This window comes from Streptomyces sp. 8K308, assembly GCF_004348315.1.
Classification (GTDB): Bacteria; Actinomycetota; Actinomycetes; order Streptomycetales; family Streptomycetaceae; genus Streptomyces.
In genome coordinates this window covers 1-14138 of record NZ_SMKC01000174.1, presented here as the reverse complement: position 1 = coordinate 14138, position 14138 = coordinate 1, and the positions used below count along the sequence as shown (strand labels likewise).

The following is a 14138-nucleotide window of genomic DNA, read 5'->3' as shown; positions in this document are numbered from 1 at the left end:
GCACACGGGCGGGGGTGGGCGGCGCGGCGGGCCGCCGTTGCCGGGATATATCCTGAACTCAACGCCAGTGTCTGGGACTTCCGCCGTGAGCCGCCCGGGTGTCGCCCGGGGCCCGCCGGTCGCGGTCGGACTATCAGGTCACGCTCCGCCCCAGATCAGCTACGCTGCATGACACGCGCCAGGACGAAGCGCCGATCCGCACCGAGGACCCGCATGGACGTGACCTACCGCCTCAGGTACGACCCCGTGGCGGAGGCCGTCCACGACGCGCTGCCGCCGGACGTGAGCGAGCGGCTGACACTGGGCATGGCCGGGGCCTGCGAGGACCCGCTGCGGGCCACCGAGCCGTACGGCCACGACGACCCGGTGATGCGGATGGTGGTGACCGAGCAGGCGTTCGCCGTGGTGCTCGCCGGCCACCGCTTCAAGACCATGACCGTCCTGCAGATCAACCACCTGTGCTGATCCGGCGGCGCCGGGCGGCGCCGCCCGGCGGTCAGCGCCGCCTGCCGATCATCCGGACCGGCGCGGGAGCCTCGGCCCGCGCCGCCTGCCCGGCGGCCCGCGGGTGCAACAGGTCGGGCGGCAGCGCCACGTAGGCGGAGACGCCGGCGCCCCGCGCGGCGGCCGTGGTGGGGGCGCTCTGGGTGTGCCGCACCTCGACCTGGACGCCGAGGCGGGCGGCGATGGTGCCCACCACGAAGTGGCCGAGGAAGCGGGTGGGGGCCACCAGGAACGAGTCCTCACCGCGCAACCGGGCGTTGGCGAGGTCGAGTTCCTCCTCGGTCATGCCGTCGCCCCGGTCCACGATGGCCAGGCAGTACTCGGGGCCGTCCCACCAGCCGTAGACCTCGACCAGGCGGCCCTGCGGCGAGGCGGTCAGCGCGTTCTCGATCAACTCGGCGAGCAGGTGCGAGAGTTCGTAGAACGCTCCGCCGTGCACCGAGCACGGCTCGGCCTCCACCAGGGTGACCCTGCGGTAGTCCTCCACCTCGGAGACCGCGGAGTGGACCACCTCCGCGATCTCGGCGGTGCCGGTCCAGACGCGGGGCGGCAGCTGCTGGCCGGTGAGGATCAGCAGCGAGTCGGCGTTGCGGCGCATGCGGGTGGCCAGGTGGTCGAGCTCGAACAGCTCGCCAAGCGCGTCCGGGTCGAGCTCCTTGCTCTCCAACGCGGTGATCAGCCGGAGTTGACGGCGCACCAGGCGCTGGTTGCGGTGCCCGAGGTTGGCCAGCGACTCGGTGCCGTTGCGGCGCAGCACGGTCTGCTGGGCCGCCAGGCCCACGGCGGTGCGCTCCACGTCGTGCAGCGCGGCGGCCAGCCGGGTGACCTCCTCGGCACCCCTGGCCAGCGCCGGGTCGGGCTCGGGCGGCAGCAGGTGCTCCGCCTCCTCGGGCTCGGCCTCCTGGATGGAGCGGACGGTCTCCGGGAGCCGGCGCCCCGCCACGGCCTCGGCCTGCCGGGTGAGCTCGTCGAGCGGGCGGGCGATGGAGCGGGCGGCGAGCAGCGCGAGCCCCACGGCCACACCGAGGATGAGCAGGCCGAGGGCGACGAAGCCGGCGAGTTGCCGGGTGGCGGCGGCGCTGAGCTGGTCGGCGCGCTCGGCGACGTCCTCGCCCACCTGGCGCTGGGTCTCGTGCAGCCCGTCGGTGAGCGCGGTGCTCGCGGTCCACCAGTCGTCGGCCCGGGCGTCCAGCGCGGAGCCGGCGGCGCCGTTGTCGGCCAACCGCTCGAAGGCGGCGACCCGCGCCGCGTCGTCGGTCTCGAACGCGCGGTCGAGGGCCGCGCGTTGGTCGGCGGTGGCCACCTGCTCGTAGTTGCGCAGCGCGGACTCCCTGGCGGCCCTGGCGCCGGCGAACTCCACGTACTGGCCCTCGGCGAACCGGCCGGTCACGAAGACGCCGTTCATCAGGCCGCGCTCCTCGGCCAGCGCCTCGGTGGCGCCGGCCAGCGCCTGAAGCGCGGCCATGCCGTCGCCGAGGTGCCGGTCCCCGTGGGTCGTGCCCTCGGCGAGCTGGGCGTCGTTCAACTCGGCCATGGCGGTGGCGAAGAAGCCGAGCGCCTCCTCGCGGTCGATCGACTCGTCGTCCACTCGCTCGCGGATGTCGGGGAGTTGGTCGAGCGAGCCGAGTGCCTCCTCGAAGGCGGGCGCCGACTCGCGGTCGACGCGGCGCTGGAGTTCGGCGTGGATGGCGTCCACCCGGCGCCTGGTGTCGGCCAACTCCGGCCGGTAGCGGCCGGCGCCACCGAGCAGCCCGCTGGTGAGGCCGTGCTCCCGTTGCAGCTCACGGACCAGGTTCTGTGCGTCGAGGGCGAGTTGGACCCGCTCACCGCTCTCCCGCGCCGCCGACCAGTCCTCCGCCCGGTCGGCCACCGCGACGCCGGTGAGCACGAGCAGCAGGCACGTGGGCACGGCGAGCACGATGGCCACCCGACCACGGATGGTGCTCCAGCGCGGCAGCCAGCCGGTCAGGACCCGCCACCCGGTCGGCCGCCCGGACCGGTGTCCGGGTCCCCGCCGCGTCCTCGACACACGCGTCATAGCCACATAGGACAGCGTCACGTGGTTACCGGAGGCTCCGTTACCCGTGGCCGCGAAGTGAACAAGTGGCGTGAATCGGGCGTGCGAGGGACGCGAACGGGACGAGTTCGAGCCCGCCTCCATCCGGACAGTGACGCTCCGGTTCCCCCTCGGACCGGCCGGGACCGTTACCCTTCAGGGCATGAACAGCCGCCCCGACCTGCATGGTCCTGCCTACCGCAGACTGAGCGTGGAGGAGCGTCGTGGCCAGCTGATCGCCAGGGCGCAGGCGCTGTTCGCGCGCAGCGTGCCGGAGGAGGTCTCGCTGGACGACGTGGCCCGCGAGGCCGGCGTCTCCCGGCCGCTGGTCTACCGCTACTTCCCCGGCGGCAAGCAGCAGTTGTACGAGTCGGCGCTGAACAGCGCGGCCGAGCAGCTCGAACTGTGCTTCACCGTGGCCGAGTCGGGCCCCCTGAGCCAGCGTCTGGCCGCCGGCCTCGACCGCTACCTGGCCTTCGTCGACGGGCACGGCGAGGGCTTCACCGCGCTGCTGAAGGGCGGCAGCGTGGTGGAGACCAACCGCACCACGGCCATCGTCGACCGGGTGCGGCGGGCGGCGGCCACCCAGGTGCTGCGGCACATGCGGGTAGCGGAGCCGAGCGCGCCGCTGCGGCTCGTCGTGCGCACGTGGATAACCACGGTCGAGGCCGCCTCGCTGATCTGGCTCGACGAGGAGAAGGAGATGCCGCTCGCCCGGCTGCGCGACTGGCTGGTCGACCAGTTCGTGGCCCAGCTGGTGGTCACCGCCGGCCGGGACAGGACCACGGCGCGCTTCCTGCGCGCGGCCGCCGATCTCGAGGAGCCGGGCGGCCGGATCGACCAGCTGTTCGAGCGGGCCATCGCGATGATGTCGCCAGCGGGCGCGTAGCGGGCGGCGGGATGCGGAGCGAACGCACGCCCTTCGTCGGAGGGCCACTCGACGGCCGGGTGCTGCCCGTGCTGGTCGGGCCCACGGGCAAGCCGCCGCGCGTCTACCGGGTGCCGGTGCCGGGCGACGAGGTCCAACCGGACCGGGTCTACGTCTACCGGCTCGAGCCGGTCGGCCACAGCAGGCTGCTGCGGCTGCCGCGCGGCTGGCACTACGTCTATGACCCGGACGCCGGAGACTGACCACCCCTTCGGGCGCGCTCGGCGGGCGGCGGGCGCGTGGCCGTGGGCACCATGCGCCTGACCACTGCGTGAGCGGCACGGAGGTACCTCATGCCCCAACGGCACCGGTGGGCGGCGGCGGCCCTGGCCGTGGTGGCCCTCACCACGCTGCCGGCGCGCCCGGCGGGCGCCGCACAGTCACCACTCGACGAGCTGCGCGCCCTGTACCGGGAGACCGCGGAGGCGACCCTGGCCCACGAGAAGGCGGCCGCACGGCTGGCGGAACGTCGGGACGAGGCCAGGCGCCTCCAGGAGCGCCTCGCGGCGACCCGCACCGACCTGGCCGCGGCCCGGGAGGCCGCCGGCCGCGTCGCCCGCGCCCAGTACCGCGGCGGCGGGCTCCAGCTCCCCCCGGCCCTTGCCCTGTTGCTCGGCGAGGACCCGGGGCAGGCGCTGCACGACCAGACGGTGGCCGCCCGGGCCGCGGCGGCGCGGGCCGCCGAGATCGACCGCCTCGGCTCGGGCGAGCGCACCGCCGACGACCTGGCCACAGCCGCCCGCGCGGCGCTGGACGCGGAGCTCGCCGCGGCCGAGGAGGAACGCCGCCGCCGCGACGACCTCCACCGCCGCCTCGACGAACTCACCGCCCTCCAGGCCGGCCTGCCACCGGCCAACCTGGCCCCCCGTCACCTACCGGCCAGGCCTCGCCGGCCAGGCGAGCGCGTCCGGCGAAACGCCTAGCTAGGTCCTGTTCTGTCGATCTTGTCGGATCGGCCCGCGGTGTCAGACGCGGTGCTCCCCCAGGCTTCGTCCGGGTGGGGTGCCCCCACCCAGGCCACCAGGCCTGGGGGAGTCCCGGGCCCCGCAAGATCGACAGGACAGGGCCTAGCCGCCGGCCGGGCTCACGTAGTGGGCGAGTGACGGTTCGGCGGCCAGGGTGCGCAGGCGGTCGGCCACCTGGGCGACGCTGGTGAAGGAGGAGACCAGCGAGACCGCGACCTGATCCGCGCCGGCGGCCTCGTTGGCGACGATCTCCTCGGCGATCCCGGCGACCGGCTGGTCGTCGCCCCACACCGCCCGGTTGGCGACGCCGATCGGGCGGTCCGTCATGCCCCGCAGCCGCGCCACGTGGGCGGCGAACGCCTCCGGCGTCAGCCGCACCCCCTGCCACCAGTCGGCCGTCCGCGCGGCGCGCCGCAGCGCGGCGTCCGACACGCCCCCGACCAGCAGCGGCACCGGCCGCTCTGGCACCGGCTCGAACACGCCGCCGGCGAAGCCGTAGTGCGGGTCGTCGAACGGCGCGCCGCCCGTGGTGTGGAGGTGGCGGACGAGCCGCAGCGCGGCGGTGGTGCGCGCGCCGCGGGTGGCGTAGTCGGAGCCGGTGGCGTCGAACTCGTGGCGCTCCCAACCGGCGCCGACGCCCAGCACGAACCGGCCGCCCGAGAGGCGGGCCAGGCTGGCCGCCTGCTTGGCCACCACGAACGGGTTGCGCAGCGGCAGGACCAGCACCGAGGTGCCGAGCGTCAGCCGCTCCGTCACGGCGGCCATGGCGGCGAGGGCGATCAGCGGATCGTCGACGCCGCCGTAGACCGGGCCGTAGGGCTCAGGCGGCAGCAGGTGGTCGGGCAGCCAGACGCCGCCGTAGCCCAACCGCTCGGCCTCGCGGGCCAGCGCGGTCAGGCTGTTCGGGTCGGCGTCCGGCAGTACGGCGTGGAGTTCCATGGGCACAGGACCGTACGCCCTCACACCGGTGTCAGGGTCAATCCCCGCCTCAACGCGGTCGGGGCGTCGCCTGGCGCAGCTCGGCCCGCAGCTCGGGAGTGAGCAGGTGGCCGGCCCGGCCGACGAACAGCGCCATGTGGTAGGTCACCACGCCCATGTCGGCCTCGGGGTCGGTGTAGACGCCGAGCAGCGAGCCGTCGCTGATGGACATGACCAGCAGGTTGCCCTCCGCCATCGCCACCAGCGTCTGCCGGACCTTGCCGCCCTCCATCAGCGCGGCCGCGCCGTTGGTGAGACTGCCGAGCCCGGAGACCACGGTGGCCAGGTCGGCCGCCGCGCCCAGCGGGCCGGTCAGCGACCGGCGGCGCCGGCCGCCGCCCGCCGCGTCCTCCGAGGGCTCGGAGGACAGCAGGGGCAGGCCGTCGGCGGAGACGACGGCGACCGAGAGCACCCCGGGCACCTCCTCCACCAGGCGGGTGAGCATCCAGCGCAGGTCCTGCCCTCCACTGCGGCTGGCGCCGGGCGGGACCTGGATCTGCGAGGTCATGACGGCATCTCCTCTCCGGTCGCTGCGGAGTCGCGGAAGTCTCCCGGGTAGCGGCCCGCGGCCTGGGCCGCGTCGCGGTGGCCGTCACGCGCGCCACGCTGGAAGCCGCCGAGCCGGCGGCGCAGCTCCTCGGGGTCGACGGCCGGGGTCCGGCCGGCGGTGGGGTCGTCGAAGGGCGTCGGCACGCCCCTGGTGCGCCGCGGCAGGCCGCTGTCCGTGATGGCGTGCGCCGGCGGCGGCTGCGGATGGAACCTGGGCGCGGTGTCGGCGGCGCGCGCGTGCTCGGTGTGCTCCGCGGCGCGCGCGTGCTCGGCGGCCCGCGCGTCGGGGATGGGCACGGGCCCGGTGCCTCCCGGCTCGCGGACCGGCAGCGTGGGCGCCGTGCCGTGGGTCGGGTAGGGCTCGGTGACGTCCTCGACGAGGTGGGCCGGCACCGCGACCTCGGCCACCGTGCCGCCGGTCGGCCGGGACCGCAGCCAGCAGCGCAGGCCGTGCCGGGCGGCGAGCCGGGCCACGGTGTACAGACCCATGCCGATGCCCATGCCGGCCTCGGGGGCCGAGGCGGCGCCGGGCGGCGGGGTGACCGGGTCGGCGATCCTGGCGTTGAGCTCGGCCAACCGCTCCTGGCCGAGGCCGTGGCCCTCGTCCTCGACGGTCATCAGCAGCTCGCCGTCCGCCCAGCGGCCGGTGAGCCTGACCCGGGCACCGGTCGGCGAGTAGGCGGTGGCGTTGTCCAGCAGCTCGGCCAGCAGGTGGCTCAGGTCGCGGGCCGCGACGCCGGTGATCCACACCGGCGGCGGCGCCGGTGCCGTCTCCACCAGCTCGTAGCGCTCTATCTCGCTGACGGCGGCGCGGGCCACGTCGATCAGCGGCATCGGCTCGTTGAGCTGCTGCGGGGGCTCGGCGCCGGCCAGCAGCAGCAGGTTCTCGCCGTGCCTGCGCATCCGGGCCGCGAGGTGGTCGACGGTGAACAGCACCGCGAGCCGGTCCGGGTCGGTCTCCTGCGACTCCAGGCCCTCGATGACGGCCAGTTGCTCGCCGGTGAGGATCAGCAGCCGCTGCGCGTGGTGCGCGAACATGCCGTGGACGGCGCCGTGCAGAGCGGCGAGCCTGGCGTGCAGCTCGTTCTGCTCGGCGAGCAGCCGGTCGCGCTCGGCGCGCAGCCCGCCGGTGTCCTGGGCGATCACGGCCGCCTGCTGGGCGGCCTCGGTGGCGTGCTGGTGCAGGCTGAGGGCCCGGGCGTGCAGCGCGTTGACGGAGGCGACGACCTCGGCGAACTCGTCGTTGCGCCCCGAGTACCTGACGGGCTCCTGCCCGGTGGGGTCGGCGGCGACCCGGCCGGTGCCGAGGCGGACGGCGGCCAGCGGGCGGGTGAGGGAGCGCGCGGTCTGCATGCTCACGCCGACCCCGAGGAGCAGCGCGGCCAGCGCGACGCCGCCGACGAGCGTGAGGTCCAGCAGCTCGCCGTCGCGCAGGCTCCGCACCCGGTCGGTGTACTCGTCGGCGAGGGTCGTGAGCACGCCGCGCTGAAGCCGGGTGCGGTCGAGCAGCGCGTCGTGCACCTGGGTCTCGTCGAGCGCGTGGTCCTCGGGGGAGAGGACGGGCGCGTCGGTGAGGACGAGCAGCAGCCCGGCGGCGGCCTCGGCCTCGCCGCCGCTGAGGGCGTGTTCGTAGGCGCCGGCGGCGCCGGGGCCCGCGACGGCGGTGAAGTCGGCGAGGGCGGCCTCCTCGCGCACCCGCTGCCGCTGGGCGAGGGTGGTGAGCTCGCGCTGCTCGCCCGGTCCGGCGAGGGCGGCGAGCAGCAGGCCGCGGGTGGCGGACGAGGCGTCGACGGCGCGGGCCAGGTCGGGCAGCGCCTCGGCGGCCGGATCGCTCGCGTCCTGTGGGGTGGCGTGGACGGTGGCCCGCAGGAAGCCGTCGAGGGCCTGGACGATGACGGTGTAGGCGTCGAAGGTCGCCTGCGGCGTCGCCTCGTCGGAGTGGGCGAGCTCGCGGGCCGCCGGCAGGCCGGCGAGCGCGGCGCTGGCCTGCTGGTCGAGGGCGCCGTCGAGCCGGGCGACCTCGCCGTCGACGTGCGCCAACTCGTCCTCGTCGCGGGCCGCGCCGGGGTTGCCCGCGGCGACGGCCGCGACCAGCGCGTCGCGCTCGTCGGCCGCCAGGTGGGAGAGGGCGGCGGCGCCCTCGGCGACCTGGGCGCGCTCGTGCAGCCGCCGGGCCGTGTCGTAGTCCTCCATGGCGCCGAGCACGGCGGGCATGGCGGCACCGAGCACCGCGACCCCGGTGAGCAACACGCCGACCACCAGCCGGGTGCGCACTCTCGCCCGCCGCCGCGCCGCACGCGACCTGGAACCTGACGGTGCGGGGTGGGACGGGTCGGCGGGGTCGTGCAGTGTGGTCTTCCGCACCTGTGCTCGCATTCTCGTCACTTGGGCACCGAACGTTGCCAGCGCCGACCGGGCAGCAGAGCGGTGTCCACCCGGTCTTACCCGAAGGAGTGAACCTTACGGGGGAGTTGGCGGACAAGCCGACATCGGAACCCGGCCTGCTCAGGGCCCTGATTCGACTGGAATTCCGCCGCGTCTCCTGGCAAGATCCCCTGTCCCCGCGTCAATACCCGCTGTTATACCCGCCGTTATCCCCACAATCGCTGACATATCCCAGCCTACGGCAGACTGGTGGCCATGCGCATCCAGTCCGCTACCGAACCGGGCACTCCCGGGCTGCCCAACGAGGACTACACGGCGGTGGCGACACCCGCCTCAGGAGCGGGCGGGGTCCTGGTTCTGCTGGACGGTGTGACGGCGCCGCCCGAGCCGGCGGGCTGCCGGCACAGCGTCGCATGGTTCTCGTCCAGGCTCGGCGGGGCGCTGCTCGAACTGCTCGGCTCCAGGTCGGAGATGACACCCGCGTCCTGCCTGGCCGAGGCCATCCGCCGGACGGCGGACGCCCACCGCGAGACATGTGACCTTTCTCACCGGCGCACCCCGCAGGCCACCGTGGTCTGCGCCCGCTGGACGGCCGAGACCGTCGAGTACCTGGTGCTTTCCGACTCGGTGCTGCTGATCGAGGACCAGGAGAACGGGCTTCACGCGGTACTTGACACGCGACTCGCCGACCTCCGGCCGGCCGCCGCGCGGTTGCCGCGCGGGGAGCGGGCGGCCTTCGTCGAGGGCCTGCGCAACGCGCCGGGCGGCTTCTACACCGCGGCGGCCGATCCGGCGGTGGCCGAGCTCGCGGTCACCGGCTCGTCGCCACGCGCCCGGGTACGCTCGCTGGTGGCGCTCAGCGACGGGCTCGGACGCTGGGTCGACACGTTCGGGCTCGGCGACTGGGCCGACCTGTTCCAGGTGCTCGTCGCGCAGGGGCCACAGGCCGTCATCAACCAGGTGCGGGCGGCCGAGCTCGCCGACCCTGCGGGCACGACGCACCCGCGCGGCAAGGCGCATGACGACGCCTCCGTGGTGCTCGCCGAGCTATGAGCCCGGTCGCGGCACGGCCCCGCGCGGCGAGAGCCGGTTGGTCGTCACCGAGTTTTCACGCGTGAAAGTTGAGTGCCGGTCAGCCGTCCTGGCAGATCCGTTCGCGTTCGCCACCGGGTTAGACCAACGGCGTGACCGGCACCCCCTTCCGCCTCACCAAGCACTCCCATTACCTTCACGATTGACGTGATCACACCATGTGAGCGCGGCGAGCTGCTTCTCAAACCCCCACACCACACGGCTCGAAAGGCTCGGCCCATGCCTGGTTCCGGTAAGTCCAGAAGTAAGCCCAGAACGCGCCCCGGCGCCCGCCGTCGCGGCGTCTCCGCCCTGATCGGCACGGTCGTCGCCACCCTGGCGCTGCTGATCGCCACCCCCGGCACCGCGACCGCGGCCGGCGCCGCCGAGCCGACGGAGCCGGCCTTCGGCTCGGCCTCCCTCGGCTCCGAGATCCGCGAGCGCGAGAGTGTCCAGCGCGTCACCGAGGACGAGATCGTCACCCCGCTCGCCACGGTCGAGGGCGTGGACGTCTCCAGCCACCAGGGCAACGTCGCCTGGAGCACCCTCTGGAACGCGGGCAACCGCTTCGCCTACGTCAAGGCGACCGAGGGCACCTCGTACCGGAACCCGTACTTCGCGCAGCAGTACAACGGCTCCTACAACGTGGGCATGATCCGTGGCGCCTACCACTTCGCGCTGCCCAACAACTCCAGCGGCGCGGCCCAGGCCAACTACTTCGTCGACAACGGCGGTGGCTGGTCCAGGGACGGCAGGACCCTGCCGGGCGTGCTCGACATGGAGTACAACCCCTACGGCGCCACCTGCTACGGGCTGAGCCAGTCCGCCATGGTCAACTGGATCAGGGACTTCTCCAACACCTACCGGGCCCGCACCGGCCGCGACGTGGTGATCTACACCTCCACCAGCTGGTGGACCACCTGCACCGGCAACTCGAGCGCCTTCGGCTCCACCAACCCGCTGTGGGTCGCGCGCTACGCCTCCTCGCCCGGCACCCTGCCGGCAGGCTGGGGCTTCTACACCTTCTGGCAGTACACCTCCACCGGACCGACCGTGGGCGACCACAACGTGTTCAACGGCGCCATGGACCGGCTCCAGGCGCTCGCCAACGGCTGACCGCCGCGTCGGCGAACCGCCCCGAACGGGCGAACGGGGGGCATGCGCCATGATGGGCGCATGACCCCCACTCCGCTTCCCGACCCCGCGCTCCCCGTCGATGACGACCGGCCGGTCGTCATCGACCGCAGGGAAGGGCCGCACGGCGAGGTGGTGTTGCGCCGCCACGGCGCGCTGCTCCAGATCGTCGCCAACGGCTGCTTCCTGATGGACACCTCGGACGGCCGCTCCGAACGCCTGCTGGTCACCGAGGCGTTCGCGGCCCTGGCCGGCGGCGGCCGAGCCGGCGCGCCGCCCTCGGTGCTGATCGGCGGTCTCGGCGTCGGCTTCTCGCTGGCGGCCGCGGCCACCGAGCCCGGCTGGGGCGGCATCACGGTGCTCGAGCGCGAGGCGGCCGTCATCGACTGGCACCGGGCGGGTCCGCTCGGCGAGTTGACCGGCGACGCGCTCGCCGACCCCAGGGTGCGCCTGGTCCACGACGACCTGCTCGCCCACCTGCGGTCGGTCGGGGCCGAGTACGACGCGCTGTGCCTGGACGTCGACAACGGGCCAGACTGGACGGTGACCGAGGACAACGACGGCCTCTACTCCCCCGCCGGGCTCGCCGCCTGCCGCGCGGCGCTCCGCCCGGGCGGGGTCCTGGTCGTCTGGTCGGCACACGCTTCCGAGCGTTTTGTGGAGAATCTGCGGAAAGCCGGTTTCGCCGACGTTCGCACCAGAGAAGTGCCGGTTGCCCGAGGCGTTCCCGACGTGCTGTTTCTCGCCAGCCATCATCTCGCCAGCCAGTCCGCGTAGCCGGAGCCTTCCCATCGGGCCTACGCTGCTGCCCAGTGCCCACCAGCACCTTCACAGTCTCTGTGCAATCAGCACAGTCACGGACCGCGACGACCGGCGGTCCACCCGTACTTCGCGGCACACACCGAGACACACGAAGCACACACCGAAGAACGTCAGCAAAGAGCACCGCAAAGAGCACTGCCAGCCGACTGGCACCACGATCCCGGGGGCGGGATAGATGAATCAGACGGACACCAGGACTCAGCCGATGGACCACACCCATCAGGAGAAGACACCCATGCTCAACGGCCTGGGCGGGCACATCGCCCCGCCGGAGCCGGTAGGACAGGAGCGCGCCGGGCACCACAGCTCCACCGCGACCACCCCGGGGGCCCAGCGCCGGGTGCTCGTGGTCGAGGACGATCCGACCATCGTCGAGGCGATCGCCGCCCGGCTGCGCGCCGAGGGCTTCCTCGTGCAGACCGCGGCGGACGGCCCGGCGGCCGTGGAGACCGCCGCGGCGTGGCACCCCGACCTGCTCATCCTCGACGTGATGCTGCCCGGCTTCGACGGGCTCGAAGTCTGCCGCCGGGTCCAGGCGCAGCGCCCGGTACCGGTGCTGATGCTGACCGCGCGGGACGACGAGACGGACATGCTGGTCGGCCTCGGCGTCGGCGCCGACGACTACATGACCAAGCCGTTCTCCATGCGCGAGCTGGTCGCCAGGTCGCACGTGCTGCTGCGCCGCATCGAGCGCGCCGCGGTGGCCGCGACCACGCCGCGGCCCGGGAGCGTGCGTCTTGGCGACCTGGAGATCGACCGCACCCAGCGGCGGGTCCGGGCGGCCGGCAAGGACATCCACCTCACGCCGACCGAGTTCGACCTGCTGATGTGTCTGGCCCGCTCGCCGCGCGCCGTGCTCACCAGGGAGCAGTTGCTGGCCGAGGTCTGGGACTGGGCCGACGCCTCGGGCACCAGGACGGTGGACAGCCACGTCAAGGCGCTGCGCCGGAAGATCGGGGCCGAGCGGATCCGCACCGTGCACGGCGTCGGCTACGCGCTGGAGACCCCGCCTGGCTTCGCCGGCGAACCGGCCGCCAGGAGCCAGGGCGGATCCGAGGTCTGAGCCGCGTGTCCGTCCTGTCCGACATGGTCAGGCGCCCGGTCTGGCGGCGGGCCTGGCCCACCGTGTGGCGGCTGCTGCGTCCGATCGACCCGATGCGCTCCGTGAAGGCGGCGCTCGGCTGGCTGGTGGTCATCTCGGTCACCATCACGACCCTGATCATCCTGGTGGCCTACCGCTCGGACGTGGGGCTCCAGCTGATCGCCATCTTCGCGATCATCGCCTCGCTGCTGGTCACGCAGTTCGTGGCGCACAGCCTGGCGACCCCGGTGCTGGAGATGACGTCGGCGTCCCGGGCCATGGCGCGGGGCGAGTACGGCCGCCGGGTGACCGTCACGCGGCGGGACGAGCTGGGCGACCTCGCGCACGCGTTCAACCGGATGGCCGCCGACCTCCAGGCCGCCGACCGGCACCGCAAGGAGCTGGTGGCCAACGTCTCCCACGAGCTGCGCACCCCCATCGCGGGGCTGCGCGCCGTGCTGGAGAACGTGGTGGACGGCGTCTCCGAGGCGGATCCGAAGACCATGGCCACGGCGCTGCGGCAGACCGAGCGGCTCGGCCGGCTCGTGGAGCAGCTGCTCGACCTGTCGCGCCTGGAGAACGGCGTGGTGCCGCTGCAGGCCGGGGTCTTCCAGGTCGAGCCGTATCTGTCGGCCGTGCTCGGCGACGCCCAGGTGGCCCAGAAGCGCGGCAACGGGCGCACGGACGTGCGGCTGCGGCTCGACGTGACGCCGGTCGGCCTGCGGGCCCACGCCGACCGCGAGCGGCTCGACCAGGTGGTCACCAATCTGGTGGACAACGCGGTCAAGCACAGCCCGCACGGCGGTCAGGTCACCGTGGTGGCGCGCCCCGGGCAGTTGCCGGGCGGCCTGGTGCTCGAGGTGCTCGACGAGGGTCCTGGGATCCCGCCCGAGCAGCGGGAGCTGGTCTTCGAGCGCTTCGGCCGGGGCACGATCGACGGCGTCACTCCGCGTGACGGCGGGACCGGTCTCGGTCTGGCGATCGCGCGGTGGGCCGTGGATCTGCACGGTGGGACCATCGCGGTGGCCGAATCCCGACGGGGTTGTCGCATCCGGCTCACGCTCCCAGGTAACGCGAAGGCAAACAGTTGACGTAGAGTCGGTCCGGAAGTCCCCAACCGGGCGCTCCGGCGCCGACGGCTGCCCGCACGTGTCGGGCGCCGCGCGCCGGCATCGACGCAGCTCGGGTGCGGGGACCAGCCGGCCACCCCGGTGTCGTGGTCAGGCTTTGCCTTTTCGTTGCCTCTTTGAGCCGAACTCGGTGCCGTTCCCGAGGATTCAGCCGCTGAAACCCCTTCCGGAATGTGGCGTAGGCCACGTCTGAGCGGTGAGGACTGCGCCGGACGGCCAGGGGGGCGTAGCCTTGTTTTCCGCTGTCCAATCACCTTGCGAAGCGGAAGAGGGCGGTTGCCGCCGTGTCGCCACAGTCTCCGAACACCTCCAGCGTCGACACCGACCAAGCAGCAGAGAAGAACCCTGCCGCCGGCTTCGGTGCAAACGAGTGGCTCGTCGACGAGATCTACCAGCAGTACCTCCAGGACCCGAACTCCGTCGACCGTGCCTGGTGGGACTTTTTCGCCGACTACAAGCCGGGCGCGGACGGTGCGGCGCCGGCCAGGGCCGCTCAGGCGGCCGTGAGCGGTCAGGCCCCGACGGCCGCCGCGCC

14 protein-coding genes are annotated in these 14138 nt (G+C 73.7%); 10 read left to right on the top strand and 4 right to left on the bottom strand.

What is annotated here, in order from left to right; all coding sequences use genetic code 11:
• Positions 1-213 precede the first annotated feature (213 nt).
• Positions 214-465, top strand: a complete 252-nt coding sequence (locus tag E1265_RS22260) for a hypothetical protein (RefSeq protein WP_243741009.1) — start codon at positions 214-216, stop codon at positions 463-465.
• 31 nt (positions 466-496) lie between these two features.
• Here E1265_RS22260 and E1265_RS22255 read toward each other — a convergent pair whose 3' ends face one another.
• Positions 497-2542 carry an ATP-binding protein gene (locus E1265_RS22255; RefSeq protein WP_243741011.1) on the bottom strand — a complete coding sequence of 682 codons (2046 nt, stop codon included), beginning with the start codon at positions 2540-2542 and terminating at the stop codon, positions 497-499.
• A 181-nt stretch (positions 2543-2723) separates the two neighbouring features.
• Here E1265_RS22255 and E1265_RS22250 point away from each other — a divergent pair, with 181 nt between their 5' ends.
• The 3 genes from E1265_RS22250 (at position 2724) to E1265_RS22240 (ending at position 4411) form a co-directional block, all read left to right on the top strand.
• Positions 2724-3449: a TetR/AcrR family transcriptional regulator gene (locus tag E1265_RS22250; RefSeq protein ID WP_132932629.1), complete on the top strand. Its 726-nt coding sequence runs from the start codon at positions 2724-2726 to the stop codon at positions 3447-3449.
• An 11-nt stretch (positions 3450-3460) separates the two neighbouring features.
• Positions 3461-3691: a hypothetical protein gene (locus E1265_RS22245; protein ID WP_132932627.1), complete on the top strand. Its 231-nt coding sequence runs from the start codon at positions 3461-3463 to the stop codon at positions 3689-3691.
• Positions 3692-3781: 90 nt separating this feature from the next.
• Positions 3782-4411 (top strand): hypothetical protein, encoded by a 630-nt coding sequence (locus E1265_RS22240; RefSeq protein WP_132932625.1) that lies wholly within the window; start codon positions 3782-3784, stop codon positions 4409-4411.
• Between the two features lie 144 nt (positions 4412-4555).
• On the opposite strand, the gene E1265_RS22235 is transcribed toward E1265_RS22240, so the two are convergent.
• From E1265_RS22235 to E1265_RS22225, 3 genes are read right to left on the bottom strand one after another with little or no spacing between them, the layout of a single operon-like run.
• Positions 4556-5392, bottom strand: coding sequence for a TIGR03619 family F420-dependent LLM class oxidoreductase (locus E1265_RS22235; protein WP_132932624.1), 837 nt, complete (start codon positions 5390-5392; stop codon positions 4556-4558).
• 49 nt (positions 5393-5441) lie between these two features.
• A complete protein-coding gene (locus E1265_RS22230) occupies positions 5442-5939 on the bottom strand; it encodes a roadblock/LC7 domain-containing protein (protein ID WP_132932622.1) in 498 nt (165 codons plus the stop codon).
• A complete protein-coding gene (locus E1265_RS22225) occupies positions 5936-8344 on the bottom strand; it encodes a sensor histidine kinase (RefSeq protein WP_165953839.1) in 2409 nt (802 codons plus the stop codon). The genes E1265_RS22230 and E1265_RS22225 overlap by 4 nt, the downstream gene beginning before the upstream one ends.
• 276 nt (positions 8345-8620) lie before the next feature.
• On the opposite strand from E1265_RS22225, the gene E1265_RS22220 reads away from it, so the two are divergent.
• The 6 genes from E1265_RS22220 to E1265_RS22195 form a co-directional block, all read left to right on the top strand.
• A complete protein-coding gene (locus E1265_RS22220; protein WP_132932618.1) occupies positions 8621-9418 on the top strand; it encodes a protein phosphatase 2C domain-containing protein in 798 nt (265 codons plus the stop codon).
• Positions 9419-9676: 258 nt separating this feature from the next.
• Positions 9677-10552 (top strand): lysozyme, encoded by an 876-nt coding sequence (locus tag E1265_RS22215; RefSeq protein WP_132932616.1) that lies wholly within the window; start codon positions 9677-9679, stop codon positions 10550-10552.
• Positions 10553-10612: 60 nt separating this feature from the next.
• Positions 10613-11347, top strand: coding sequence for a spermidine synthase (locus E1265_RS22210; protein ID WP_132932614.1), 735 nt, complete (start codon positions 10613-10615; stop codon positions 11345-11347).
• Positions 11348-11627: 280 nt separating this feature from the next.
• Positions 11628-12455 carry a response regulator transcription factor gene (locus E1265_RS22205; protein WP_243741010.1) on the top strand — a complete coding sequence of 276 codons (828 nt, stop codon included), beginning with the start codon at positions 11628-11630 and terminating at the stop codon, positions 12453-12455.
• Positions 12456-12478: 23 nt separating this feature from the next.
• Positions 12479-13564, top strand: a complete 1086-nt coding sequence (locus E1265_RS22200) for an ATP-binding protein (RefSeq protein WP_132932633.1) — start codon at positions 12479-12481, stop codon at positions 13562-13564.
• A 323-nt stretch (positions 13565-13887) separates the two neighbouring features.
• The coding region (locus tag E1265_RS22195) for a hypothetical protein (RefSeq protein ID WP_243741008.1) at positions 13888-14138 on the top strand (251 nt) is incomplete at its 3' end.